This is a genomic window from Mycobacterium dioxanotrophicus, from assembly GCF_002157835.1.
GTDB classification, from domain to species: domain Bacteria; phylum Actinomycetota; class Actinomycetes; order Mycobacteriales; family Mycobacteriaceae; genus Mycobacterium; species Mycobacterium dioxanotrophicus.
In genome coordinates this window covers 5,437,606-5,463,417 of sequence record NZ_CP020809.1, presented here as the reverse complement: position 1 = coordinate 5,463,417, position 25,812 = coordinate 5,437,606, and the positions used below count along the sequence as shown (strand labels likewise).

General features: G+C 66.2%; 25 protein-coding genes and 1 pseudogene. 16 read left to right on the top strand and 10 right to left on the bottom strand.

What is annotated here, in order from left to right:
* The first annotated feature begins 78 nt into the window (after window positions 1–78).
* Window positions 79–177: a DUF2795 domain-containing protein gene (locus tag BTO20_RS41525; protein WP_456299077.1), complete on the top strand. Its 99-nt coding sequence runs from the start codon at window positions 79–81 to the stop codon at window positions 175–177.
* Here BTO20_RS41525 and BTO20_RS26600 read toward each other — a convergent pair.
* The gene (locus BTO20_RS26600; protein WP_232491274.1) at window positions 174–1,052 is read right to left on the bottom strand and encodes a PfkB family carbohydrate kinase; all 879 of its coding nucleotides are present in this window, start codon (window positions 1,050–1,052) and stop codon (window positions 174–176) included. The two genes, BTO20_RS41525 and BTO20_RS26600, sit on opposite strands and share 4 nt — an antisense overlap.
* Before the next feature lie 127 nt (window positions 1,053–1,179).
* Between BTO20_RS26600 and ctaD the strand changes: the two genes are divergently transcribed.
* Together ctaD and usfY are read left to right on the top strand one after the other, a co-directional pair.
* Window positions 1,180–2,907 (top strand): aa3-type cytochrome oxidase subunit I, encoded by a 1,728-nt coding sequence (gene ctaD / locus BTO20_RS26595; protein WP_087078991.1) that lies wholly within the window; start codon window positions 1,180–1,182, stop codon window positions 2,905–2,907.
* 79 nt (window positions 2,908–2,986) lie between these two features.
* Entirely contained in the window at window positions 2,987–3,304 is a 318-nt protein-coding gene (gene usfY, locus BTO20_RS26590; RefSeq protein WP_087078990.1) for a protein UsfY, read from the top strand.
* A gap of 14 nt (window positions 3,305–3,318) precedes the next feature.
* Here usfY and BTO20_RS39520 read toward each other — a convergent pair.
* Window positions 3,319–3,489, bottom strand: a pseudogene (locus BTO20_RS39520) (NAD(P)-dependent oxidoreductase); the annotation flags it as partial.
* A complete protein-coding gene (locus BTO20_RS26585) occupies window positions 3,489–3,683 on the bottom strand; it encodes a hypothetical protein (protein ID WP_087078989.1) in 195 nt (64 codons plus the stop codon). The gene BTO20_RS26585 and the pseudogene BTO20_RS39520, both read right to left, overlap by 1 nt.
* Window positions 3,684–3,763: 80 nt before the next feature.
* Between BTO20_RS26585 and BTO20_RS26580 the strand changes: the two genes are divergently transcribed.
* Window positions 3,764–4,735 carry a glycosyltransferase gene (locus BTO20_RS26580; protein WP_087078988.1) on the top strand — a complete coding sequence of 324 codons (972 nt, stop codon included), beginning with the start codon at window positions 3,764–3,766 and terminating at the stop codon, window positions 4,733–4,735.
* A gap of 20 nt (window positions 4,736–4,755) precedes the next feature.
* Window positions 4,756–5,991: a glycosyltransferase gene (locus tag BTO20_RS26575; protein ID WP_087082726.1), complete on the top strand. Its 1,236-nt coding sequence runs from the start codon at window positions 4,756–4,758 to the stop codon at window positions 5,989–5,991.
* On the opposite strand, the gene BTO20_RS26570 is transcribed toward BTO20_RS26575, so the two are convergent.
* The gene (locus BTO20_RS26570; RefSeq protein WP_087082724.1) at window positions 5,985–6,875 is read right to left on the bottom strand and encodes a glycosyltransferase family 2 protein; all 891 of its coding nucleotides are present in this window, start codon (window positions 6,873–6,875) and stop codon (window positions 5,985–5,987) included. The genes BTO20_RS26575 and BTO20_RS26570 overlap by 7 nt on opposite strands.
* A 40-nt stretch (window positions 6,876–6,915) precedes the next feature.
* Here BTO20_RS26570 and BTO20_RS26565 point away from each other — a divergent pair, with 40 nt between their 5' ends.
* From BTO20_RS26565 to BTO20_RS26525, 9 genes are read left to right on the top strand one after another with little or no spacing between them, the layout of a single operon-like run.
* Window positions 6,916–7,872: an NAD-dependent epimerase/dehydratase family protein gene (locus tag BTO20_RS26565; RefSeq protein WP_198344074.1), complete on the top strand. Its 957-nt coding sequence runs from the start codon at window positions 6,916–6,918 to the stop codon at window positions 7,870–7,872.
* 10 nt (window positions 7,873–7,882) lie between these two features.
* Window positions 7,883–9,496 carry a carbamoyltransferase family protein gene (locus tag BTO20_RS26560; RefSeq protein WP_087078986.1) on the top strand — a complete coding sequence of 538 codons (1,614 nt, stop codon included), beginning with the start codon at window positions 7,883–7,885 and terminating at the stop codon, window positions 9,494–9,496.
* Window positions 9,493–10,968, top strand: coding sequence for an HAD-IIIA family hydrolase (locus tag BTO20_RS26555; RefSeq protein ID WP_232490860.1), 1,476 nt, complete (start codon window positions 9,493–9,495; stop codon window positions 10,966–10,968). The genes BTO20_RS26560 and BTO20_RS26555 overlap by 4 nt, the downstream gene beginning before the upstream one ends.
* The gene (locus BTO20_RS26550) at window positions 10,965–11,984 is read left to right on the top strand and encodes a glycosyltransferase family 9 protein (RefSeq protein WP_087078984.1); all 1,020 of its coding nucleotides are present in this window, start codon (window positions 10,965–10,967) and stop codon (window positions 11,982–11,984) included. Before BTO20_RS26555 ends, BTO20_RS26550 begins: the two co-directional genes overlap by 4 nt.
* Window positions 11,981–12,562: a D-sedoheptulose-7-phosphate isomerase gene (locus BTO20_RS26545; protein ID WP_087078983.1), complete on the top strand. Its 582-nt coding sequence runs from the start codon at window positions 11,981–11,983 to the stop codon at window positions 12,560–12,562. Before BTO20_RS26550 ends, BTO20_RS26545 begins: the two co-directional genes overlap by 4 nt.
* Window positions 12,562–13,944, top strand: a complete 1,383-nt coding sequence (locus BTO20_RS26540) for a PfkB family carbohydrate kinase (RefSeq protein WP_087078982.1) — start codon at window positions 12,562–12,564, stop codon at window positions 13,942–13,944. The genes BTO20_RS26545 and BTO20_RS26540 overlap by 1 nt, the downstream gene beginning before the upstream one ends.
* Window positions 13,941–14,627, top strand: coding sequence for an SDR family oxidoreductase (locus tag BTO20_RS26535; protein WP_232490859.1), 687 nt, complete (start codon window positions 13,941–13,943; stop codon window positions 14,625–14,627). Before BTO20_RS26540 ends, BTO20_RS26535 begins: the two co-directional genes overlap by 4 nt.
* Window positions 14,618–15,568, top strand: a complete 951-nt coding sequence (locus tag BTO20_RS26530; RefSeq protein ID WP_087078981.1) for a glycosyltransferase family 9 protein — start codon at window positions 14,618–14,620, stop codon at window positions 15,566–15,568. The genes BTO20_RS26535 and BTO20_RS26530 overlap by 10 nt, the downstream gene beginning before the upstream one ends.
* Window positions 15,565–16,857 carry a UDP-glucose dehydrogenase family protein gene (locus BTO20_RS26525; protein ID WP_087078980.1) on the top strand — a complete coding sequence of 431 codons (1,293 nt, stop codon included), beginning with the start codon at window positions 15,565–15,567 and terminating at the stop codon, window positions 16,855–16,857. Before BTO20_RS26530 ends, BTO20_RS26525 begins: the two co-directional genes overlap by 4 nt.
* Before the next feature lie 46 nt (window positions 16,858–16,903).
* Here the strand turns inward: BTO20_RS26525 and BTO20_RS26520 are convergent, their stop codons facing one another.
* From BTO20_RS26520 to BTO20_RS26495, 6 genes are all read right to left on the bottom strand, one after another.
* Window positions 16,904–17,917 (bottom strand): DNA topoisomerase IB, encoded by a 1,014-nt coding sequence (locus BTO20_RS26520; protein ID WP_087078979.1) that lies wholly within the window; start codon window positions 17,915–17,917, stop codon window positions 16,904–16,906.
* Between the two features lie 30 nt (window positions 17,918–17,947).
* Entirely contained in the window at window positions 17,948–18,406 is a 459-nt protein-coding gene (locus BTO20_RS26515; RefSeq protein WP_087078978.1) for an STAS domain-containing protein, read from the bottom strand.
* Between the two features lie 284 nt (window positions 18,407–18,690).
* The gene (locus BTO20_RS26510; protein ID WP_087082719.1) at window positions 18,691–20,799 is read right to left on the bottom strand and encodes a catalase; all 2,109 of its coding nucleotides are present in this window, start codon (window positions 20,797–20,799) and stop codon (window positions 18,691–18,693) included.
* A gap of 73 nt (window positions 20,800–20,872) precedes the next feature.
* On the bottom strand, window positions 20,873–21,895 hold the full coding sequence (locus tag BTO20_RS26505; protein WP_198344073.1) for an alpha/beta hydrolase: 1,023 nt from the start codon (window positions 21,893–21,895) through the stop codon (window positions 20,873–20,875).
* Window positions 21,896–21,996: 101 nt separating this feature from the next.
* On the bottom strand, window positions 21,997–22,614 hold the full coding sequence (locus tag BTO20_RS26500) for a flavodoxin family protein (RefSeq protein ID WP_087078976.1): 618 nt from the start codon (window positions 22,612–22,614) through the stop codon (window positions 21,997–21,999).
* A gap of 28 nt (window positions 22,615–22,642) precedes the next feature.
* Window positions 22,643–22,867, bottom strand: coding sequence for a hypothetical protein (locus tag BTO20_RS26495; protein WP_087078975.1), 225 nt, complete (start codon window positions 22,865–22,867; stop codon window positions 22,643–22,645).
* Window positions 22,868–22,954: 87 nt separating this feature from the next.
* Here BTO20_RS26495 and BTO20_RS26490 point away from each other — a divergent pair, with 87 nt between their 5' ends.
* On the top strand, window positions 22,955–24,739 hold the full coding sequence (locus tag BTO20_RS26490) for a thiamine pyrophosphate-requiring protein (RefSeq protein ID WP_087078974.1): 1,785 nt from the start codon (window positions 22,955–22,957) through the stop codon (window positions 24,737–24,739).
* A gap of 10 nt (window positions 24,740–24,749) precedes the next feature.
* Complete coding sequence (locus BTO20_RS26485) at window positions 24,750–25,811, top strand: SDR family oxidoreductase (RefSeq protein ID WP_087078973.1); 1,062 nt, start codon at window positions 24,750–24,752, stop codon at window positions 25,809–25,811.
* The last annotated feature ends 1 nt before the right edge of the window (window position 25,812 follow it).

Here is a 25,812-nt window from a genome sequence, read left to right as displayed (position 1 = left end):
AGACGTCGTCAAACCTGTCGGTCGTCGCGGAACCTCGATCGACAGGTTTGACGCTCGACAGCCGGGTATCGCGTCGGCATGGGATTTCAAGTGACGGAAGTACAGCGGTACCTCGGCGGATTCGACTACCCCGGATCGCCGAAAGACCTTGTGGCCCATGCCCGTCCTCAGCTCTAGGCGTGCCGCAGGCCGTCCAGGTGCGGCCTGCCGCCCAGATGCCCGACTGTGGACCTCGCGGCGGCGGTGGCGAGGTGGCCGGCCTGCACGGGATCGGCGTCTCGGCGTAGCGCCGCGATCAGCCCTGCCATGAACGCGTCGCCGGCACCGGTACGGTCGACCACCGGGGCATCCGAGAGCGGAAACAACTGGCTGCCGCCCCGCCAGACCAACAGGTCGCCGACACCGGATATCGCGAGCGCGACGAGCACCGGGCCTTTGCGCAGGATCCGGTCGGCCAGCACCCTGGCCGCGGCGGGCGTCTTCACAGGTTCGCCGGCGAGCAGTTCGGCTTCGTCCGCGTCCGCGCGAAACACGTGCACGAGCTCGAACAGCTCGTCGGCATGGTCCGGATAGACCGCACCGTCGGCGACAACGAGGGCACCGGCTTGCCTGCCTTGCCGCGCCGCACGCAGGGTCGAGGAGATGGGCTGCTGCAGCTGCACGGAGACGGTGTCGGCGGCGAGCAGACCCGCCCGCCCCCGGTCGATGTCATCCGGCGTGAGCAGCGCGTGCTGCGGAACATGTTCGAGCAACAGCCGATTCGCCGCGTCGTCGATCACGCTCACCAGCAGCGCGGTGGTGCCGCGTCGGACCACGTGGACGGTGTCGATGCCGTCGGACGCTGCCTGCTGCAGTGCTGCGGCACCCGGTTCGTCGGCACCGACCACGCCGATCAGGCCCACCGGAACGCCGAGCTGGGCCAGCCCGACGGCCTGGTTGGCGCCTTTACCGCCTAGCATCTCCCTGCGCTCTTTGACCGGGTGGGTGCCGCCGGTCCCCGACAGTTCCGGTGTCTGCAGCACCACGTCGCGGCCGATCTGGCCGACCACCATCACGCTCACCGCACACCTCCTGTGTGCACTTAGCGCTACCCGGTGGCCGAGCCGCGCAAACTGCCGGGGCGCCGCGTTTGGATGTGCCGGATCCCGGGAAACCGCATCCTGACGAACGGAGTTCGCGATGACGGCTGACGCCCTCGCCCCACCGAAACTCGCGCCGCACCGCCCATTCCCGGCGCGCCTCGGGCCACGTGGCAATCTGGTCTACAAGCTGATCACCACCACCGATCACAAGCTGATCGGCATCATGTACTGCGTCGCCTGCTTCGTCTTCTTTTTCATCGGCGGACTGATGGCGCTGCTGATGCGAACGGAGCTGGCCGAGCCCGGCCTGCAGTTCCTGTCGAACGAGCAGTACAACCAGTTGTTCACGATGCACGGCACGGTGATGCTGCTGTTCTACGCGACGCCGATCGTGTTCGGCTTCGCCAACCTGGTTCTCCCATTGCAGATCGGCGCTCCGGACGTGGCGTTCCCGCGCCTGAACGCACTGTCGTTCTGGTTGTTCGTGTTCGGCGCGCTGATCGCGCTTGCGGGATTCATCTGCCCGGGCGGCGCCGCGGACTTCGGTTGGACGGCGTATTCGCCGCTGACCGACGCGATCCACTCGCCCGGTCCGGGCGGTGACCTGTGGATTCTCGGACTGGCCGTGGGTGGTCTCGGCACCATTCTGGGTGGGGTCAACATGATCACCACCGTGGTCTGCATGCGGGCCCCCGGCATGACGATGTTCCGGATGCCGATCTTCACCTGGAACGTCTTCGTCACCAGCATCCTGGTGCTGCTGGCCTTCCCGATCCTGACCGCGGCCCTGTTCGGGCTGGCGGCCGACCGCCACCTGGGCGCTCACATCTACGACCCCGCCAACGGGGGACCGATTCTGTGGCAGCACCTGTTCTGGTTCTTCGGCCACCCCGAGGTGTACATCGTCGCGTTGCCGTTCTTCGGCATCGTCACCGAGATCATCCCGGTGTTCAGCCGTAAGCCGGTCTTCGGCTACACGACGTTGGTCTATGCCACCGTCTCGATCGCGGCGCTCTCGGTAGCGGTCTGGGCGCACCACATGTTCGCGACCGGCGCTGTGCTCCTGCCGTTCTTCTCCTTCATGACGTACCTGATCGCGGTGCCGACCGGCATCAAGTTCTTCAACTGGATCGGCACCATGTGGAAGGGGCAGTTGACGTTCGAGACGCCGATGCTGTTTTCAGTAGGTTTCCTCGTCACGTTCCTGCTCGGCGGTCTGACCGGGGTGATGCTGGCCAGCCCGCCGCTGGACTTCCACGTCACCGACAGCTATTTCGTGGTGGCGCACTTCCATTACGTGCTGTTCGGCACCATCGTGTTCGCGACGTTTGCGGGCGTGTACTTCTGGTTCCCCAAGATGACGGGTCGACTGCTCGACGAACGTTTGGGCAAGTTGCATTTCTGGTTGACCTTCATCGGGTTCCACACCACGTTCCTGGTGCAGCACTGGCTCGGGAACCAGGGCATGCCGCGGCGCTACGCCGACTATCTGCCGTCCGACGGGTTCACCGCGCTCAACGTCGTCTCGACCATCGGCGCATTCATCTTGGGCGTCTCGATGCTGCCGTTCGTCTGGAACGTCTTCAAGAGCTGGCGTTACGGCGAACCGGTCACTGTCGATGATCCGTGGGGTTACGGCAATTCACTCGAGTGGGCAACGAGTTGCCCACCGCCGCGGCACAACTTCACCGAGCTGCCCCGGATCCGTTCGGAGCGACCCGCATTCGAGCTGCATTACCCGCATATGGTCGAGCGGATGCGCACGGAATCTCACGTCGGGCGTGACCATCGGACCGCGGTGGAACAGGCAGATGCCGCCAGCTGACCCGTCGACCAGCGTGTCGTTTCGGAATGACGCGAGGCGGGTAGCTCCTATGCCAACGACCGAGCCGAGAGGAGCAGTGATGGGGGACACCGCCAAGGACCCAGTGGATCACGCTCGTACCACCCGACCGCACGCCGGCGAGACGATGAAAGACACCAAGAACATGCCGGCGATCGTTCTTCTGTTCGTTGGCGTCGTGTCCTTCGTCGCATGCCTCGCCGCATTCGCCACCTCGCACGGTGACGTCGGCACGTGGTTGGCAGTACTCGCCGCCGTCTTGTTCGTGGCCTGCGCAGTGTGGTTCGGCGTGGAGCATTGGCGCGTGCGCCGCAGGGAAGTCGAGTGGCACGCCGACCATCGCGAGACCGGAGAGGGATCCGCGGAACGCGAGCGGTGATCGACGAAATCCGGTCAGCCGGGCAGTGTTTCGCCGCCAAGCGGTGCGAGCACCTCGCCGCTGTAGTACGAGGACAGCTGGTTGGCAGCGAAGAAGACATACGACGGCGCGATCTCGTCGGGTTGCGCGGGGCGCCCGAAAGGCGGGTTGCCGCCGGAGGATTCGACATGTTCGCGGCTCATCGTCAGGCTTCGCGGTCGTCGAGATCGGGGTCGAGATCCACTTCGTCCCGTTGTTCCTGCCAGTCGCTTTCAGTACTTTCCAAGGGAGGGCTGGAACTCGGTTCGATCGCTTCATCGTCGCCTGGCGGTGGTGGTTTGACGTCGCGCTGCTGCTCGACGGCGTCGGCGATCGGCACTTCGTCGTCTTGGGGTTGCATGCCATGGGGAGTACCCGGAGCTGCCCGGCGCCAAAACTCTTCGCGTGTTTAAGAGTGGATCGCCAGGGTACTTCCGCCCAATGGATTCAGACCCCCCGCGCACGGTGCTCGCGTGGCATGTGCACGGCTCATGGATGGAGTCGTTTGTCGCCGGGCGGCACCGTTATCTGATACCCGTCAACGAGGCGGGTGATGCAGACGGGAAAGGTCTGCTTGGCCGTGATTGGCCACGCGCACAAGAAATTTCGACAGACCAGTTGAGAGATCAGGACATCGACCTGATCGTGCTGCAGCGGCCGAGGGAGATCGAGCTGGCGGCAGAGTTGCTGGGCCGGCGCCCCGGCATCGACATTCCGGCGGTCTACGTCGAGCACAACGCCCCGCGGCCGGATGCGGTCGACAGTGACCATGTGCTGGCCGGGCGCATGGACATCCCGCTGATCCACGTCACCGAATTCAACAGGCTGATGTGGGACAACGGCATAGCCCCGACCAAGGTGATCACCCACGGCATCGCCGACCCCGGCAATCTCTACACCGGTGACGTGGCGGCTGCGGCGACCATGATCAACGAACCGCTGCGCCGGTGGCGCACCGTGGGAGCCGACCTGCTGGCCGAGCTCAGCAGCCAGGTCCCGATCGACGTGTGGGGCATCGGTTCTCGGGAACTCAACCGCAAAGGTGCACTCGCGGCGGTGCGCGGTAAGGGCGACGTCCCGCATCCGCGTGTGCTGTATCAGATCGCCCGCCGTCGGGTGTACCTGCACACCGCACGCTGGACGTCGTTGGGCATGTCGCTGGTCGAGGCGATGTTCCTCGGCATGCCGATCGTCGCTGTCGGCTCGACGATGGCTCCGATGACGGTGCTCGCCGAGGCGGGCGTGGTGAGCGCGGACGTCAAGACACTCGCATACGCGCTGCAGGGGTTCGTGACTGACGCATCCGCGGCTGCGATCGCGGGCAAGGCGGCGCGAGCGTACGCGCTGGCGCACTTCGGCCTCGACCGGTTCCTCAAGGACTGGGACCGGGTGATCGCCGAATGCTGCCGATGAATTCTCCGAAGGAGTTGCGAATGAAGATTGCAATGGTCTCCGAGCATGCCAGCCCACTGGCCGCACTTGGGGGCGTCGATGCAGGCGGCCAGAACGTCCATGTGGCAGCGCTTTCCGCCGCCTTGAGCCGGCGCGGCCACGAAGTCGTCGTCTATACCCGACGCGACGACCGAGCCCTGCCCGAGCGCGTGACCACCCCGGACGGATACACCGTTGTACATGTTCCGGCCGGCCCTTCCGAACACATTCCGAAAGACGAACTGCTGCAATACATGGGGGAGTTCGCCCGGTTTCTCGACGGCGATTGGACCGCTCACCGCCCGGACGTCGTGCACGCACACTTCTGGATGTCGGGAGTGGCCAGCCAACTGGCCGCACGCCACCTGAATCTCCCTGCGGTGCAGACTTTTCACGCACTCGGTGTGGTCAAGCGCAGGCATCAGGGTGCCGACGACACCAGCCCACCGGAGCGGCTCAAGCTGGAAAGCATGGTGGCGCGTTGTGCCACCTGGGTCGCCGCGACGTGCACCGACGAAGTGTTCGAACTCATGCGCCTGGGCCGGTCACGCAGCCGGACGTCAGTGGTGCCCTGCGGAGTCGATCTGGACCTGTTCACCCCGGATGGCCCGAAGTCGCGCCGTGGTGCGGCGCACCGCATCGTCAGTGTCGGTAGGTTCGTGCCTCGCAAAGGTTTTGATCTCGCCATCCGTGCGTTGGCCAGTATCCCTGACACGGAATTGGTGATCGTGGGTGGGCCCGACCGAGCTGCGCTCAGGCGTGATCCCGAGGCCCGTCGGTTGAAGGCGTTGGCCCGCGAACTCGGCGTCGACGACCGGGTCAAGTTGTGCGGATCGGTGGCCCGGGCGAACATGCCTGCCGTATTGCGCTCCGCCGACGTCGTCGCGTGCACACCGTGGTACGAACCGTTCGGCATCGTGCCACTGGAGGCGATGGCCTGCGGTGTGCCTGTCGTGGCGTCGGCCGTCGGCGGCATGCTCGACACTGTTGTGCACGATGTGACGGGGCGGCTGGTCCCCCCGAAGCGCCCGGATCTGTTGGCTGACACGCTGAACAGCCTGCTACGCGACGACTTCCTGCGGCGCAGCCTCGGGGCGGCGGGCCGGGACCGCGCTCGGTCACGGTACTCGTGGGACCGGATCGCAGCCGACACCCTGCGGGTATATGACCGCGTCGGTCCTGCGGCGTACGTACCGCCGGTGGTATCCGCTGATGCCTCCGAGAGTGCTGTTCAGTGATGAGATTTCGCACCGTCCAGCAGTGCGACCGCGTGCTCGACCGCGGCAGGCAGCCGTCGACGGGATGCGATCACGGCGGGCAGCCGCAGCAACGCTTCTGCGGCTGCCCGGGCGTGTGCGGTGTCGTTGGACGCGGCTCGCGCCAACGTAGCGGCTCCACCGAAACACGGCCCGATGGGCCGGCGCAGCCAGGTGGTGAGCACGGCGTTGCGCAGGCTGCGGGCGTCCTGCGCCGCGGTCGTGGCCCGCAGAGCCGACGGCTGATGTATGGCCGTCAGCTCGGGGCAGTAGCACAGGTCCCAGCCACGCGCAGCCAAATCCATTGCCAGCAACTGCTCCTCGCCGCGGAAGTGCAGAATCGGGCTGAATCCTCCGGCCGCTTCGAACGCTGTCTTGCGGACGACGGCAGAGCAGGACAGAAAGCCCAGGATCGACGGCCCCGGCAGATCGGGTCGCCGCCCCAGCGGACTGTTCGCGAGCTGCTCGACCACCGGATCGTCACGTCGCTGCGGCCACACCTCGGTGCGTGCCGCGACCAGGGCGACGCTCGGATGACGGTCGAAGATGTCCGCGGCGAGGGCCGGGGATTCCGGTGTCCACCACGAGTCGTCGTCGCAGAAGGCGATGTACGGAGTGCGGCACGCGGCGACGCCGACGTTGCGCCCCACCGCGCCGAGGTTGGACCGCAGGCCCAGCACGGTGACCCGGCCGGCCGATTGCGCGGCGACCTGTCGGATGCCATCGACGGCTCCGTGATCAGAACCGTTGTCCACCACCATGATCGGACACGGTGTCGTGTCCAGGAGCCTGCTCACCACGGTGGCGAGTTCGGCCGGGCGATTGCGGCTGGCGATGACGAACGAGATCTTGCCTGCATATTCCATAGCGCAGGCGGCTACCCGCGACGGCGAGGGGCAAACCCTCATGCGTGAACTGAACCGAGTGTTGGTGACGGGCGGCGCAGGGTTTGTGGGCAGCCATCTGTGTGATCGACTGCTGGACTCCGGCGTCGAGGTGGTGTGCGTGGACAACGGGGTGACCAGCATGCTGGATGCGCCGACCCGGCTGGCGGAGCGGCCCGGCTACCGGTTCGTGCTTCACGACATCGTTCATCCCCTGCCGACACTGCCCAGCGTCGACACGGTCTTTCACCTCGCGTCGCCTGCGTCACCCGTCGACTATCAGCGGCTACCGGTGCAGACCTTGACCACGAACTCCGTCGGCACCGCCAACGCACTGGATTACGCCGAGCGGTACGGCGCGCGTTTCGTGCTGGCGTCGACGAGCGAGGTGTACGGCGACCCGTTGCAACATCCGCAGCGCGAAGACTATTGGGGCAACGTCAACCCGGTTGGTCCGAGAAGTGTCTACGACGAGGGCAAACGATATGCCGAAGCCCTGACGTTCGCCTACGGGCGCGCGCGTTGCGCCGACATCGCCGTGGCTCGGCTGTTCAACACATACGGTCCCCGGATGCGCCGTGCGGACGGCCGCATCGTCCCCACGTTCTGCGAACAGGCACTCGCCGACAAGCCGATCACGGTACACGGCAGTGGACGGCAGACCCGGTCGCTGTGCTACGTCGACGACACCGTCGACGCGCTCTTGGCGTTGGCCCGGGCCGAATGCCAGGGGCCGATCAACATCGGCAATCCGGACGAACTGACCGTACTGGCGATCGCGGAACTCATCCGGGAGCTGGCCGGCAGCGAATCGCCGATCTGCCGGGTGCCCGGAGTCGACGACGATCCGCAACGCCGCTGCCCGGACATCACCGAGGCGGGCAGGCGGCTCGGCTGGAAGCCGCAGGTGGATTGCCGCAACGGGCTGGCGAGGACCATCGAATGGTTTGTCCAACAAGGCTTGTCAGAAAGCGACTGAGGAGGAGTCGGTGCGAGTACTGGGAATCAACGCGGTGTTTCACGATCCGGCCGCCGCACTAGTGGTGGACGGTCGGATCGTCGCGGCCGCCGAGGAGGAACGGTTCAGCCGCCGCAAACACGGCAAGGACGCCGTCGCGTTCTCGACCTGGGAACTGCCGGTGGCCTCGGCGCGGTGGTGCCTGGAACAAGCTGGTCTCGAACCCGCCGACCTGGACGCGGTCGGTTACTCCTACGATCCCGGACTGCTCCACGGCAGTGAGACTGATCTGATCGGTCATGACGGACAGTGGGAGAGCCTGCGGACGCTGTACGCCGAACGCGCGCCCAAGTTTCTGCAATCGGCCTTGCCGGGCCTTGATCCGGGCATCGTCCGCTACGTCCGCCACCATGTCGCCCACGCCGCATCCACCGCGTTGGCCTCACCGCACCCGGACTGCGCTGTTCTCGTGGTCGACGGGCGGGGTGAGACCAGCTCGATGCTGGCCGGCGCCTACACCGACAACAAGTTGGATGTGCTCGCGACTCAACAGCTTCCGCACTCACTCGGCCTGCTCTACGAAGAGCTCACCGAGCATCTTGGGTTCAAACGCTCCAGCGACGAGTACAAGGTCATGGCGATGTCGTCGTATGGTGAACCGCGTTTCGCCGACCGGTTCCGAGAACTCGTGTACAGCTGCGGGGAAGGCGGATTCCGCACCGAACCGGTGGACTGGCAGTCGTTCGGCACCAGCTGGCAGGACAGGGTGGATCTGGCCTGCAGCGTGCAGCGGGTCCTCGAAGAGGTGCTGCTCGAGCTCGTGGCGTGGCTGCGTGACCACACCGAACACCGCAACCTCTGCCTGGCGGGGGGAGTGGCGCTCAATTGCGTCGCCAACTCGAAGATCCACCAGCACAGCGGATTCGACGAGGTGTGGATCCAGCCCGCCGCGGGCGATGCGGGTACCGCGCTGGGCGCTGCGCTCGCCCTGGCCGCCGAGGCGCACGATCCGATCACACCGATGCCGTCGGCCGCACTGGGCCGCGGTTGGACCGAGGCTCAGATCGCCGAGGTACTCGACACCGCGGCGGTCCGGTATGAACGTCCCGATGATCTTGCCGCAACGGTCGGTGACGCACTGGCCGATGACCAGTTGGTGGGCTGGTTCCACGGCCGCGCCGAATTCGGCCCGCGGGCGCTGGGCGGGCGGTCCCTGCTGGCCGATCCACGCAGTGCGGCCAATGTCGAGCGCCTCAACGCGGTGAAGGGCCGTGAGCAATTCCGGCCCGTTGCGCCCATGGTGCTGGCCGAACGCGCGCACGAGATCTTCTCGGGCGGGCCGATTCCCAGCCCCTACATGCTGTTCGTGCACGACGTAGCAGCCGAATGGCAGCCGCGGATCCCGGCCGTCACGCACGTCGACGGTACCGCTCGGATCCAGACGGTCGACGGGACCGATCCGTTGTTGTACGGCACCATCAGTCGGTTCTGCGATCGCACCGGGGTGCCGGTGATCGTCAATACCAGCTTCAACACCGCCGGTCGGCCGATGGTCGATTCGCCGCGGGACGCCCTCGAATGTTTCGGCAGCGCACCGATCGACCTGCTGGCGATCGGGCCGTTCGTGGTCCGGAGGCGACTGTGAGCTTCGCGATCGTGATACCGACGATCGGGCGAGCGACGTTGCAGCGGTTGCTGTTGGCGTTGGAGCACTCCGCGGGCCCGGCGCCGGACGCGGTGGTCGTCGTGGACGATCGCGTCGATCCTGACCCGCCGCTGCTGACCACCGCGACACTGCCGGTCAAGCTGCTGCGCTCCGGCGGGCGTGGTCCCGCAGCGGCGCGCAATGTCGGCTGGCGCAGCTGCGCGACGGACTGGATCTGTTTCCTCGACGACGACGTTCTTCCGCAAATCGATTGGCTCACTGCGCTTTACCAGGACCTGCTCGATGCCGAGGCGGCCGGGGCCGTCGGCTCGCAGGCGGTCATCGAAGTGCCCGCGCCGTACGGGCGGCGCAGCACCGATGACCAACGCCGAACCCAGCGGCTCGCCGACGCTCAATGGATCACCGCCGATATGGCATATCGGCGTAGCGCACTGGTGGCCGTGGGCGGGTTCGACGAGCGATTTCCCCGGGCCTATCGCGAAGACTCGGATCTCGCTCTGCGCATCACACTGACCGGCGAGTCGATTGCGCGTGGTGCCCGGCGCTCGCGCCATTCGTTGTCCCGCGCCTCGTGGGGAGCCAGTGTGCGTGCGCAGCGGGGCAATCGAGACGACGCACTGATGCGCCGCAAGCATGGGCGCGGTTGGCGTTCGGCGGTGGGCGAGGGACGCGGACGCTTGCCGTTGCATACGGCGACGACGATCGCGGCGGTCCTCTCGCTCGCGACACCACCGCCGGTGTCGTGGCTCGCGCGCGCCTCGTGGTGTTCACTGACAACCGATTTCGCCGTGCGCCGGTTCCTTGCGGGACGACGCACGCCCGTCGAGGCGGTCAAGATGCTGGTCACCAGCATCGTGATTCCTCCTGTCGCAGTGGCGCAACGGCTGCGCGGCGAGTGGGAATTCCTTGACTCGCACCGGGATCCGTGGCTTGCCGTACTGTTCGACCGCGACGACACCATCATCAAGGACATCCCGTATCTCAACGATCCTGCCGGTGTGCAGCCGGTGGCCGGCGCTGTGGAGGCGATCGAGCGTCTTCGGCAACGCGGACTGCTCCTGGCTGTGGTGTCCAATCAGTCCGGTGTGGCACGCGGACTGATCAGCACCGACCAACTCGACGCGGTCAACGCGCGGGTCAACGAACTTATGGGCCCGTTCGATTCTTGGCAGGTGTGTGTGCATGCAGAGCAGGCCGGATGTGGTTGCCGCAAGCCCGAGCCAGGGATGGTACGAGCGGCTGCCGAAGTGCTCGGCATCGAGCCGCGCCGATGCGTGCTGATCGGCGATACCGGAGGCGACGTGCGTGCCGCGCTCGCAGCCGGGGCCGCCGCGATTCTGGTTCCCACTGAACGCACATTGCCCGACGAGGTCACCGAGGCACGTGCCGTCGCGCGGGTCGCGGCGACTCTTCAGGATGCGGTTGAGCTCGTTCTGCAGGGGGCGCGATGACCGCGGTGGTGGCCCGGCTCGACAGTGCGGGCGACGTCTTGATCACCGGCCCCGCCGTGCGTGCGGTCGCGAGCCGCCACGGCCCCGTCGTCTTCGTGGCGGGACCGCGCGGCAGCGAGGCCGCACGGTTGCTGCCCGCCGTTGCCGACGTCATCGAATGGCAGGCGCCCTGGGTGGATTTCGACTCCCCGGAGCTCACCTCCGGCCATGTCGAGTCACTGGTCAAACAATTGCGTGACGTCGGGCCCGATCGGATGTTCATCTTCACGTCGTTCCACCAGTCACCGCTGCCACTGGCCCTGATCGGTCGCATGGCCGGGGTGCCGTGGATCGGTGCCATCAGCGAGGACTATCCGGGCACGCTGCTGGATCTTCGGCATCACGCCGAACCGGGGGTGCCGGAACCGGAGCGGGCGTTGTCCTTGGTCAACGCCGCCGGATGCGCCTTGCCGAGCGGCGACGACGGCGCGCTGAGGGTCGACGTCGCCTCGGCATTGCCGCCCGATCTCGATGAAATCACCCGGGTGGCACCGTATGTGGTGTTTCACCCCGGTGCGGCGGTGCCCGCTCGGCGCCCGACAGTCGGCCGCAGCGCGGCAATGGTGCACGCACTCACCGCCGCCGGCTACCGGGTGCTGGTCACCGGCGACCACTCCGAACACGCCCTGACCGCCCGGGTGGCCGGTGACGCCGCAGTCGATCTCGGCGGAAGAACCTCACTGGCGACGCTGGCCACGGTATACGCCAGATCCCGGGTCGTCGTGGTACCCAACACGGGCCCGGCGCATCTGGCCGCGGCCGTCGGAACACCGGTCGTGTCGCTGTTCGCGCCGGTAGTGCCCGCATCGCAGTGGCTTCCGTACGGCCGCAACGTGATCCGGCTTGGCGACCAAACGGCCCCGTGTCGGCTGACCCGGGCGCGGCAGTGCCCGGTACCCGGGCATCCGTGCCTCGATGGCATCACCGATGCCGAGATGTTGGCCGCTGTCGATCAATACGGAGGTAGGACAACATGATTGCTTCGCACATGCACGCTCTGACCAATGCGGTGGATCGCATCGACTGCGAGACCGCGCGACTGACCCGGTGGGGAGAGCACCTCGCAGCCGTACTGACGGGCGGCGGTCGGCTGCTGGCCTGCGGCAACGGTGGAAGCGCCGCGGAAGCGCAGCATCTCACCGCAGAGCTCGTGGGCCGATTCAAGGATGAACGAATCCCGTTGTCGGCCATTTCTCTACACGCCGAGACGTCCGCGCTGACCGCGATCTGCAACGACTACGGCATCGAAGACATGTTCGCCCGCGGCGTGCGGGCACACGGCCGACCCGGCGACGTGCTGGTGGCACTGTCGACCAGCGGCACCAGCCCGAACGTGCTCTCGGCGGTCAAGGCGGCACATGACATCGGCCTGACCACGTGGGCGCTGACCGGGCCCGCGCCCAATCCGTTGGCGTCCATGTGCGACGACGCGATCTGTGTCGAGGCGCCGAGCACCGCGACCGTTCAGGAGATCCATCTGCTGCTCGTGCATTCGTTGTGCATCGCGCTCGACGATGTCGTGTTGGGCACCTCTGGCGTGCCGGGGGGTGTCTGATGGCCAGGCCCATCGTCGTGGTGGGGGACTGCATGCTCGACATCGACATCGATGGCAGTGCGACCCGGTTGAGCCCCGAGGCGCCGGTTCCGGTCGTCGATGCGGAGCGGGTCTGGCATCGTCCCGGTGGGGCGGGCCTGGCGGCTGTGCTGGCAGCTCGCACGGATTCGGACGTGATTCTGGTGACCGCGATCGCCGACGACGCCGAGGGGCACGAACTCACCGAACTGCTCGAGTCGGCGGGCGTGACGGTGGCTCGGCTGCGGCTGAGCGGCACGACTGCGTGTAAGACCCGAATCCGCGCCACCGGACAGTCCGTGCTGCGGCTGGACCACGGCGACGGTACGGTGCCTGCGGGGACCCTTCCCGCACCCGTCGTCGAAGCGTTCGACGACGCGGCTGCGGTGTGTGTGGCCGACTACGGGCGCGGGGTGACTGCGCATCCGGCGTTGCGCACGCTGATCGAGTCGGCCGCGCAGCGCGTACCCGTGGTGTGGGATCCGCATCCGCGCGGCGCCGATCCCGTCGCTGGATGCCGACTCGTGACTCCAAACCAGGGTGAGGCGCAGTCGTGTTCGGCGGATGCGCTGAGGCAGAAATGGCAAGCCCACGGCGTCTGCGTGACGCTCGGCTCCGACGGCGCCGTGCTGTCCACCGACACCGGTGACACCACGCATGTGCCGGTGCCACCGTCGGCCCGAGCGGGCACCGGCCGTACCGACGCCTGTGGCGCGGGAGATCGGTTCGCGGTCGCGGCAACGCGCGCGTTGGCCGACGGTGCCGACATCGTCACGGCGGTTCAGGCCGCGGTCACCGCCGCCAGCCGGTTCGTCGCCACCGGTGGCGCCGTGGCGGTTTCCACTCCGGTGGCCGTGGGTACGCCGGGTCGCGGGACCGACGGGCCGGCGATGATCACCACGGACGCCGCCCAGGTTCGCGACCACCTGCGGGCCAGACCGGGCAAGTTGGTGGCCACGGGAGGCTGCTTCGACCTACTGCACACCGGCCACGTACGACTTTTGCACCAGGCCGGCCAGCTCGGCGACTCGCTGGTGGTCCTGCTGAACTCCGATGCTTCGGTACGGCGGCTCAAAGGGCCGGGACGGCCCGTGACGACCGCGTTGGACCGGGCGAGAGTGCTTGCGGCACTGGCCTGTGTCGATGCCGTACTGATATTCGACGAGTCCTCGCCCGAATCTCAGCTGGAGACACTACGTCCGGATGTGTGGGTGAAGGGCGGCGACTACACCGAAGCCGATCTGCCGGAGGCGGCTGTCGTCCGTGGCAACGGCGGTGAGGTGGTTTTGCTGCCGACCGTCGCCGGTTACTCGTCATCGAAGTTGATCCGCGACGCAGCCATGACCGAAAGGGGTAATTCGTGAACTTGGGGAACGTCATCATCACCGGCGGTGCATCCGGTCTAGGTGCGGCAACGGTCGAAGCCGTTGCGCGCCATGGTGGGACACCGATGGTCATCGACCGTAAGCGGCCACAGGCCGACGTCCCATATCAGGCTGCCGACCTCGCTGATACCGAAGCGGTCGATTCCGCGGTGTGCCTGCTGGCCGATCAGGCCGACAGAAGGATCGACGGACTGTTCACCGCCGCGGGCATCGATTCCTGCGGCAAGCTGGCCGATGTCAGCGCGAAGGACTGGGAACGGGTGATCCACGTCAATCTGCTCGGCACGGCGGCCGTCGTCCGCTCTGCGCTACCCTTCCTCAAGGCCAGTGGCGGCCGCATCGTGACGTGCGCGTCGACCCTGGGCATCAAGGCGGTCAGCGATGCAACCGCATACTGCGCATCGAAATTCGGCGTCGTCGGGTTCAGCCGCGCGTTGGCGGCCGAACTCGCCGGAGAGGTCGGGGTCACGATGCTGATACCCGGCGGCATGTACACGCCGTTCTTCGACGGCCGGTCCGACCAGTACAAGCCGCCGACCGACGCCGTGCTGAACAAACCGGAAAACGTCGCGGAGACAGTAGTTTTCGCGCTATCGCAGCCCGCCGGCTGTGAGATCCGCGAACTCGTGGTCTGTGCCTCGACGGAATCGTCATGGCCGTGAGTTCGGCGGACTCGCCGCATGTCCTCGTCCTGCGGGCGCTGGGCCTCGGCGACCTGCTGACGGGGTTTCCGGCACTGCGTGGGTTGCGGCGAGCGTATCCGGACGCACGCATCGTACTTGCCGCGCCGGAGCGGTTCTCTCGGCTGGCCATGCTGTCGGGGGCGATCGACGAACTCGATCCCACACCGGGTCTGGGACGCCTGCATCCCCGGCAGCGGGTACCTGACATCGCGGTGAACCTGCACGGCAGCGGGCCCGAGAGCATCGCAGACCTCACGTCGCTGCAACCGAAATCGATGCTCAGCCATCGTCACGCTGATCATCCCGATGTGCAGGGACCGCCATGGCGCGCCGACCTGCACGAGGTCGACCGCTGGTGCGCCCTGCTTCAGTGGTACGGGATCGCTTGCGATCCAGAGGATCTGGCGATCAGTCGGCCGCCAGGCTACCCCGACCGCTCCGGCGTGGTGGTCATCCACCCAGGTGCCACGACGGCGGCCCGCCGGTGGCCCGTGGACCGATTCGCCACGGTGGCCGCGGCGTTGCGCAATTCCGGCTACGACGTAGTCCTCACCGGCGACAGCAACGAGATCGAACTCGCCCGGGCGGTGGCCGATCAGGCGGGACTGCCCCAATCGGCCGTTTTGGCAGGCACTCTCGGGCTCCTCGGCCTGGTTGCGTTGATCAGCGATTGCCGCCTGTTGATCTGCGGCGACACGGGGGTCGGGCACATCGCCACCGCGACGGGTACCCCGTCGGTGCTGTTGTTCGGCCCGACCCCGCCGAAGCTCTGGGGACCGCGCGGCCCCGGCGAGCATGTCGCGCTGTGGGCGGGGGACAGAGGCGATCCGCACGGTGACGAGCCCCATCGCGGGCTGCTGCTGATCACCCCGCAGCGGGTCCTCGAAGCGGTCGAGGGCGTCCTGGGGGTGAAGACATGAGGATCGGAGTTGTCGGCGCCGGATATGTCGGGCTCACCTCCGCGGTATGTCTTGCCGAACGCGGGCACGCCACTGTCTGCGTCGACGTCGACGCACAGCGGGTGCGTACATTGACGGCCGGCGAGGCGCCGATCGACGAACCGGGCCTTCCGCAGCTGCTGGCTTCGACGCTGCGCGACGGGACCCTGAGATTCAGTGGGCGTTTCGAGGACTTGGCCGAGTGCGAGGTGGTGTTCGTCTGCGTACCCACCCCGAGCCGGCCAGATGGATCCGCAGACATCACTGCTGTCGATGCGGCCGTCGGCCAGCTGAACCGGACCTTGCACCCCGGGGCGGTGGTGGTGATGAAATCCACTGTGCCGGTGGGCACGACCCGCATGGTGATCGACCGATTGCACGGCACCGGCATCTCGGCGGTGTCCAACCCCGAGTTCTTGCGGGAGAGCCACGCGATCTACGACTTCCGCCATCCCGATCGGATCCTGATCGGAGCGGCCGATGACCGGGCCGCAGACGTGCTGCAGACGGTCTACGGCGTGGGAGACACCGAGGTGCTGCGGATGAGCCCGGAGAGCGCCGAACTCGCCAAGTACGCCAGCAACGCGTTTCTGGCAGTGAAGATCTCGTACGCGAACTCGCTGGCGCAGCTGTGCTCGCGCGTCGGCGCCGATGTCGCAGATGTGGCCCGGTGTATGGGTGCCGATGTCCGGATCGGTAAGCACTTCCTGCAGCCCGGCCCAGGCTGGGGCGGCTCCTGTCTGCCCAAAGACACTGCAGCGCTGTTGGATACCGGGCGCCGCAACGGGGTCGAACTGGCCGAGGTGGCCTCGGCCCGCGATACGAACCTGGGCCAGGCCGACCGCATCGTGGCGGCCCTGTCGCAATCGATGGCCGGTCCGCTCGCGACAGCGCGGATCGCGGCGTTCGGTCTGACCTTCAAGGCGGGCACCTGCGATGTGCGAGATTCGCCCGCGCTCTTCATCAGCGACCGGCTGGCAAGTCTGGGCGCGCAGGTGAGTGGTTACGACCCACGGCTGGCGATGATCGACCAAGATACGTTGCGCCGGTCGTCTATCGGCGCTGTCGACGACGCATACCTCGCCGCCAAGGCGGCGGACGCGATCGTCGTCTTCACCGAGTGGCCGGAGTTCCGCGACCTGGACTGGTTCCGGATTGCCGGGCAGGCACCGGCTGCTGTGGTGCTGGACACGCGAAACCTTCTCGACCCCACCGAGATCAGGCATGCCGGGCTCAGGTACCTCGGCAACGGAAAAGTACCTGGATTCTGACGAGGTGGGTGGGTTCTGCGACGGTCACCTCATTGGTGCCCAAGGGCTAGTGCGCCACCTTGCGGATCAGTCGTGCTGTGCCGCGCCCCAGAATGGCCTGGCGTTTGTCGGCGTCCTTGGTGTGCGCTGATCGCCGGACACTCGTCGCGATCGTGAGGCCATCCCGATAGGCCTTCGGCACGCGCGGGTCGACATAGGCGCTGCGCGCAACGGCCGGCGTGTTGCCGAGTTCCTCGGCGACCTCGCGCATCACCGCAGCCTCGACCCGCTTGATCACTTTCTCGTGGACCGGGGGATCGGCGTCGGCGAATGCCGCAGCCGCCAAAACCGTTCCGTGCCAAGTGCGTAGGTCCTTGACCGTGTATTCGTCACCGACCATCTGCTTGAACCGAGCGTTGAGATCGTCGGCGTGAACCGTGCTGAACCCGTCCCCGTTCCGGTACGACAGCAGGCGATGATCAGATCCGGCCGCGCGTCGCAGACTGCGGACGGCGCGGACCGTGTCCGGGTCTTTGATGTCGAGGACGCGACGCACACCACTTTTCGCGGGATAGTCGAATTCGACTGAGCCCGAATGTACGGTGACGTGTTCGCCCATCAGCGTCGCGATGCCGAAAGAATTGTTTTCCTCCGCGTATTGATCACCGCCGGCACGGAAATAGCCGAGATCCAGCAGCCGCAGGCCGACAGCGAGCACCCGCTCCATCGACAGTCCCGGCCGCCGCAGGTCCGCCGCCACGGCGGCACGCCAGTCCGGTAGCCGCGCAGACATTTCCAGGACGCGATCGAACTTCTCTTCGCTCCGGTCCTCATGCCACTGCGGGTGGTAGAGATACTGACGGCGGCCCGCCGCGTCGGTCCCGACGGCCTGGATGTGACCGTCGGGACGCTGACAGATCCATACGTTGTTCCAGGCCGGCGGGATCACCAGCTCCTCTATACGTTGCAGCACCTTCGGCGAGGTCACCCGTTGGCCGTCGTCGGTGTGGTAGCTGAAACCACGACCACGACGTACCCGGTGTAGACCTGGACCGCCGACTACGCTGCGGCGCAGGCGCATCTCGACCGACGTCGGCCTGGATGCGGCCGATCAGACAGCAAAGATGGCATTCGTTGCGATGCTCCCGTACGGAGCGCTGGGCGGGAACCCGTTGCGCAGCCTCGACAAGGCAATCTTGATCGTTGGTGCGGCGGGTAATTGTTCATCGGGATCGCAGATTCGGAGGACCCGCAACACTGCGGCGCTCGGTACGAACGCCCAGCCGACACCTTCCCGCGCGCAGCGCATGTTCAGGTTGTGAAGCGTGGGAACGCAGGACACCGAGAAGAATTGCACGGATTGCAGGTCGAGGATGAGCTCTTTGCTGCGGCTGATGTGCCCCATCGCATACTCGGCGAATTGGCGGGCGTTGGCGGCGTCGAGTTCGCCGCCGACGGTCACCAGTGCCGTCGATGGCCGGACCCAGCGGGTGCTGAAGCCTGCCATCTGGTCGCCACGGTGAGCGGACTGCCCAGCGGCAGTGGGGGGCGCCACGTTGACTATTGACACGTTGCCTCCATCAATCGAAAAACGTCGATTCATACATGGCACGCAAACGAGCTCTGGGTTTTCAAAGCAATGGGCGCAGGGAGTCACGTAGCTCTGCGCGCCAACGCGCGTGTTTGGCTGCTAACTCAACCTGATCATGACTCTACGTCGCGGCGGCGTTATGGACAATCGGCATAAGGGATTTCTCATGGTTGCTTGCGCAAATTCGGGCGGTAAAAGCCCAGGTCATCCCTAATTGACGAGAGTGTTTGCAGAATTGTCACAGACAAGTGGGACGGCGATTCTCAGGCAGGAATCATGTCGGTCACGCGGTCCCATACCCGATGACGTTCGACCGCTCCGACGAGTGCGCCGATGAACGCATCGTCGAGGTCGTCGCCGCTCGTGCGCGACGTGATGACCCCGTCGTCCGACACGGCTCCGGATCCGTTGGCCACCCGAGTTCTCACACCGGCCGCCTGCAGCACATCGATGCCGGCGCCGAATGCGGCGATGGGCTTGAGGTGCTTGTACGCCTCGCTCACGAAGTGAATCATCGACCCGTCTTGTGTCAGCTGTTCGACGGATTCCGCTCCGCCGGGTACGAGGACCGCGTCGTAGAGGGCCGACGAGGTGGTGTTGATGCCCAGGTCCACGGCGAGTTCGTGGCCGGTGTCGCACCACACCGTGCCGCCGCCGACCGTGCTGATGATGTCGACCGTCGCACCGAGCCGGCGCAGCGCCGCAGCTGCGCGCTCGATCCCACGGACATCGACCCCGCCTGCCGCCAGGACGGCGATGCGTCGGGTGTCTATCGTGTGCGGGACCGCATTGAGCTGGGACAAGGCGGGTGACGGTGCGTGACGGACGTCGATGGATACTTCTGCCGGTGCGGTCAGGCCCAGCTTCGCCGCGACCCGCGCGGCGAGATCGTGGTCGATCAGGTTGAGTTGTTCGACCACCCGCGGCCGTATGCCGGTCTCGGGCCCGACTTTGCCGAGTTCGAATGCGAACGCGGCGACAATGTGCTCGGCCTCGACCGCGGACATGCTGTCCCAGAACAACCGTGGTTGGCTGTAGTAGTCCTTGAAACTCTCCGCGCGCCGGCGGATCTTGTGGCCGTCGACGCGTTCGGTGTAGTGCCGGAAGACATCCTCGTCGGCAAGGGCAGGACAGCCGCCGCCGAGGGTGTTCTTGTAGTAGCTCGTCGGTCCCTGGGCGATCGTGTGCTGGCTGTAGCCATCGCGCTGGTTGTTGCGGACATCGGCGATCGGACGGTTGACGGGAAGATGGGCGAAGTTCGGACCGCCCAACCGAATGAGCTGCGTGTCGAGGTACGAGAAGTTGCGGAACTGCAGCAGCGGATCGTTGGTGAAATCGATTCCCGGCACCAGGTTGGCCGTGTGGAACGCCACCTGTTCGGTCTCGGCGAAAAAGTTGTCCGGATTGCGATCCAGCACCATCCGTCCCACCGGAAGCACCGGCACCCGTTCCTCCGGAACGATCTTGGTGGCGTCGAGCAAGTCGAAGGGGAAGTCGAATTCGTCGGACTCGGGAATCAGTTGCACCCCGAGCTCCCATTCCGGATAGTGCCCGGCCTCGATGGCCTCCCACAGATCGCGTCGGTTGAAATCGGGGTCCTTGCCGGCGATCTGCTGGCATTCCTCCCATATGAGCGAATGCACGCCGAGCAGCGGCTTCCAGTGGAACTTGACGAAAACCCCTTGGCCGGAGGCGTTCACGAGGCGGAACGTGTGCACGCCGAACCCCTGCATCATCCGGTAGCTGCGGGGAAGCGCGCGGTCGGACATCAACCACATGATCGCGTGCAGCGTCTCCGGCTGCAGCGACACGAAATCCCACAGGGTGTTGTGCGCCGATGCGGCCTGCGGAATCTCGTTGTGCGGCTCGGGTTTGACCGCGTGGACGAAGTCGGGGAATTTGATGCCGTCCTGGATGAAGAAGACGGGGAAGTTGTTGCCGACAAGGTCGTAGTTGCCTTGTTCGGTATAGAACTTCGTGGCGAACCCGCGAACGTCACGGACGGTGTCGGCCGAGCCGCGTGAGCCTGCCACGGTGGAGAACCGGACGAACACCGGCGTTCGCAAGCCCGGTGTGGTGAGGAACTTCGCTGCGGTGAAATCCGCCAGGCCATCGTCATACGGCTCGAAATAGCCATATGCACCAGCACCTCTGGCGTGCACGACCCGTTCCGGAATGCGCTCGTGGTCGAAGTGGGTCACCTTCTCCCTGGCGTGGAAGTCTTCCAGCAGGGTCGGCCCGCGTTCACCGGCTGTCAGGGCGTCATCGGTGTGGTCGATCCGCACGCCCTGTTGGGTGGTCAAATACCCCTTGCCGTTGTCGACTCGGGCGCCTTCGAGTTGTTGTTGCTTCGGGTTTGGGGTGTTGTTCACCGCGATTCCTCTCATGGTGGGACCTCCGCGCTGAGTACCCGAGGCGGACGAAGGCAAACCGGTGAATCGGCGGTCAGAGAGAGGCGGCCCTCGCGTAATCCCGGGCTACCGCGTCCTCGACTGACGCGGGCGTAACTCGCTTCACGAAATCGCCGACGTAACGAAGTGCCCGCCGTCCTTCCGGCAGGATGTCTGCGGCCAGTGGGAAGTCGTGGATCTGACCGTCCCACAGGTGCAGGTCGCACTGCGCGCCCGCATCGACCATCCGCCGATACATCAATTCCGCGTCGGACAGCAGGAATTCATCCGTGCTCACGTGGATCGACACCGGCGGCATGTTCTCCAGGTCCGCATCGACGGGTGAGACGATCCGCCGGTTGAAGCGGCCCCGACGTTGCGCGGTGAGATAGCGAGAGAATGCCGTCATCGCGCGGGCGGTGAACATCGAGCATCGCGAATGAGGCTGTGCCAGCCGGTGCGCCGAATCGAGATCGGTCAACGGCGAGATCGCGACCACGCCGGCCGTGGGGGTGCGCCCGCGGTGTAGGAGTTCGAGCGCGGTCGCCAGCGCGAGGTATCCGCCGGCCGAGTCGCCCGCGAGTACGATTTCGTGGTCACGGTATCCGCGGCGTAGGAGCCAGCGCAGCCCGTCGAGCGCATCGGCAACAGCGGCCGACGGTCCGTACGAAGGGAACATGCGGTAGCCGACGTTGAGAATCTCGGCGTCGGCCGCACTCGACAACCTGGCGACGAGTGATCTGTGCGTGTTGAGGCCACAGGTCAAAAACGCCCCGCCGTGCAGGTACAGCACCGCGCGACGCGCGGACGTCCCTGGCGCGCACACCAACTCAGCGGGGCAGGTGGGTAGTTCGACCCGGCGTATCGATACCGCAGGCGGGTGCGGGGCCCAGCCGGCGATGCGGTCGATGGAGTCGAACGGCCAGTGCAGATTCGGCTGCAGTGCCCACAGCCGCACGGCGTTCTTGACGATGATTCGGCAGCCGGCTGTCAATGCCATCGACTGCGGGCTGCGGCCGCGATGGTGGTGTCGCGTTCCCGAGTGCACGACGTTGTCTTTGCCCTGCGTTTTCCTCATGGCGCTCAACTCCTGTCGCGGGTGGGATACCCGCAGGTGACGGCGTCAAAACGCGACGATGCGTCAAACTTGTTCCGCACGTGATGGTTTCGCCACCAGGGTTACTCGTAGGGCGGATACTGCGAGGCCTTGAGCGCGCGAGCCAGGTGTGCGGCGTTGCGTGCCGCCGCTTGGGTCGCGGCCGCGACCGCGCTGGGAACGGTGTCGAGTTCGTTGTAGTCGGTGGACTCCATCGCGGCGCCGTTCCAGTAGGTACAGCCTTGCGCGGGAATGGTGTAGCCGACGTCGTTGAGACCCTGGAACAGGTCGGCCACCGTCTTGTGAGCTCCGTCCTCGTTGCCCACGACGCTCACGATCGCCACTTTGCCTGCGAGTATCGGTCGCCCGCCGTCGCCCTTCTCGGAGAGCTCGGCGTCGAGGCGCTCCAGGACGCGCTGTGCCACGCTCGACGGATGTCCGAGCCAGACCGGAGTGCTGATGAGCAGGATGTCGGCGTCGAGCACCTGCCGGCGCAAGGTCGGCCACTCGTCGCCGTCGCCCATATCCGCCGCGACACCCGGAGCGATGTGGTAATCGGCACACCGCTCCAACCCGTAGGTGACACCCCACGGCGCGAACGCATCCATGACGTGCTGAGCCATCAGCGCGCTGCTGGAGTCCGCCGGGCCGGGTTTGAGTGTGCAGATCAGTCCCAGTACTTGCAACGGTGTTTCAGCCATGGCGCTGACGTACCCGGAGGCGATTGCATCAAACGCCTGGCGGCGACCTGCGTCGCGTCAGCCGCTCGTCGCCTGCCACGGTCACCGCGTCGTCGGGGCTCTTGTCGTAGAAGCTGAACACGCCGGCGCCCTCGCCGGCAACCACCTGGATCTCGTTCACGGTGAACCACCGGGCGGCTGCCGGATCCCTGATGACATCGCCTTCTCTGACCTCGTCAGGAAGGACCGTCTCAACCGCGCCGTCAGCAGTCATGTCTGCGGATTACCCAGCGGTTGCGGCGGTTACTCCTGCAGGCAGGCGGGTACTCGGCGAACGGAGCGCGACAGACCAGGAGGCGGCATGACGACGAGCGTCGGTGACTACTTGATCGAACGACTGCGGGATTGGGGCATCAAGCACGTCTTTGCCTATCCGGGTGACGGGATCAACGGGATCGTGGCGGCGTTCGGCCGGGCCAAGGATGCCCCGCAGTTCGTCCAGGCCAGGCACGAAGAGATGGCGGCGTTCGAGGCAACGGGCTATGCGAAGTTCACCGGCGATGTCGGCGTGTGTATGGCGACCTCGGGGCCCGGCGCCATTCACCTGCTCAACGGGCTCTACGACGCCAAGCTCGACTGGGTCCCCGTCGTGGCCATCGTCGGTCAGACCGCCCGCAGCGCCATGGGCGGTAGTTACCAGCAAGAGGTCGACCTTCAAAGTTTGTACAAGGACGTCGCCAGCGATTACCTGGTGGAGGTCAACGTCGCCAGTCAGCTGCCGAATGCCTTGGATCGGGCCATTCGTACAGCGCTGGCGCGGCGCGCACCCACGGCCCTCGTGATCCCGTCGGATCTGCAGGAGCAGCCGTATTCGGCGCCCGGCCACGAGTTCAAGCAGGTCCCGTCGAGCGACGCGATGTATGTGCGTCCCGTGGTGGATCCGCAGAGCGACCAGATTCGCAGGGCCGCAGACATACTCAACGCGGGGTCGCGGGTGGCCATCCTGATCGGCCAGGGCGCGCGGTCGGCCGCGGCGCAGGTACGCGAGCTCGCCGAGCTCACCGGCGCGGGGGTGGCAAAGGCGCTGCTCGGCAAGGACGTGCTGTCCGATGACCTGCCCTATGTCACCGGATCGATCGGGTTGCTCGGTACCCGACCCAGCTACGAGATGATGCGCGAGTGCGACACGCTGGTGATCATCGGCTCGAATTTCCCCTACAGCCAGTTCCTTCCGGATTTCGGCCAGGCCCGCGCCATCCAGATCGACATCGACGGCGCGGCGATCGGCATGCGTTATCCCACCGAGGTGAACATCGTCGCCGATGCCGAAAGCGCACTGAGGGCATTGCTTCCGCTGGTCGAACCGAAGCAGGACAGGTCGTGGCGGGAGGGTATCGAACGTGGTGTGGCCCGGTGGTGGGAAACCCTGGAGCGCCAGAGCATGCTTTCGGCCAAGCCGGTGAACCCCATGCGCATCGCGTGGGAACTCTCAGAGCGGTTGCCGGACAACGCCATCGTGACCGCCGACTCGGGGTCGTCGACCAACTGGTATGCCCGCTGCCTGAAGTTCCGGGACGGAATGAGGGGATCGCTGTCGGGGACGTTGGCGACGATGGGCCCGGGTGTGCCGTATGCGATCGGGGCGAAGTTCGCGCATCCGGACCGGCCGGTGATCGCGCTGGTCGGTGACGGCGCCATGCAGATGAACGGCATGGCCGAACTTCTCACGATCCTGCGCTACCGGTCGGAGTGGTCCGACCCGCGGCTGGTGGTCTGCGTGTTCCACAACAACGACCTCAACCAGGTCACCTGGGAATTGCGCGCCATGGGTGGCTCTCCGAAATTCGTTGACTCTCAATCTCTTCCCGATGTTTCGTACGCAGACATCGCGTGCACCATGGGGTTGAACGGTGTTGCGGTGACAGATGGGGATTCAGTCGGGGCGGCCTGGGACCAGGCCTTGTCGAGCGACGTGCCGACCGTGCTGGACGTCCACTGCGACCCCGAAGTGCCGCCGATTCCGCCGCATGCCACCTACGAGCAGATCAAGGACATGGTGTCCGCTGTGCTCAAGGGTGACCCCAACGGCTGGCACCTGGTGTACCAGGGGGCCAAAACCAAGGCCCAGGAGCTGATTCCACACTAGGGACAACGAGATGAACAGCAACGCACCGGCAGAGCAGTCGGACACCATCGGTGACGACTCGCGGCCCACTGTGGTCGTGACGGGCGCCAGCGCTGGAATCGGGCGTGCGGTCGTGCGTGAGTACGCCGCTGCCGGTGCCCGCATCGGGATGATCGCACGTGGTCGGGCCGGTCTTCAGGCAGGCGCAGAGGAGGTCGAAAAGCTCGGTGGCACAGCGCTCGTCGTACCTACCGACGTCTCCGATTACGCCGCGGTGGACCGGGCCGCCGACATGATCGAGAAGGAGCTCGGTCCGATCGACATCTGGGTCAACGGGGCCTTTGCGACGATTTTCGCACCGTTCCGTGAAATCACTGCGGAGGAGTTTCGCCGCGCCACCGAGGTCACCTATCTCGGAGCCGTACACGGAACGATGGCAGCGCTCAAGCGGATGAGGCCGCGAGACCGTGGCACGATCGTCCAGATCGGTTCGGCCCTGGCCAAGCGGGCCATCCCGCTGCAGTCCGCCTATTGCGGGGCCAAACACGGCATCGACGGGTTCAGCGAATCGCTGCGCACCGAGCTGCTCCACGATCACAGTGGTGTCCACGTCACCGTGGTGCGGATGCCGGGTGTCAATACACCGCAGTTCTCGTGGGTACGTTCGCGCCTGGCGCGGCAGCCGCGTCCTGTTGCGCCCGTCTACCAACCCGAGGTGGCGGCACGGGCCGTACGCTATGCCGCCGAACACCCTACGCGTAAACAGTATTGGGTCGGCGGAAGCACTGTGCTCACCCTGCTGGGGCAGCGCGCCGTTCCGGCGGTGCTGGACCGTTATCTGGGCCGTACCGGCGTCGATTCACAACAGACGGCTCCCGACATCGGACATGAGGCGGGTAATCTCTTCGTCCCGCTGGATGAACACCCCGGTACCGACCGTGGTGCGCACGGCATCTTCGACGACGAGGCCCACGACCGCAGCCCGACATGGTGGCTGCGCAGTCATGCGCGAGGCCTCACTGCCGCCGCTGCCGCAGGCACGGCCGCCATCATCGCCGGCGGCGCCGCGCGAACCCGACTACGCCATATGTGAC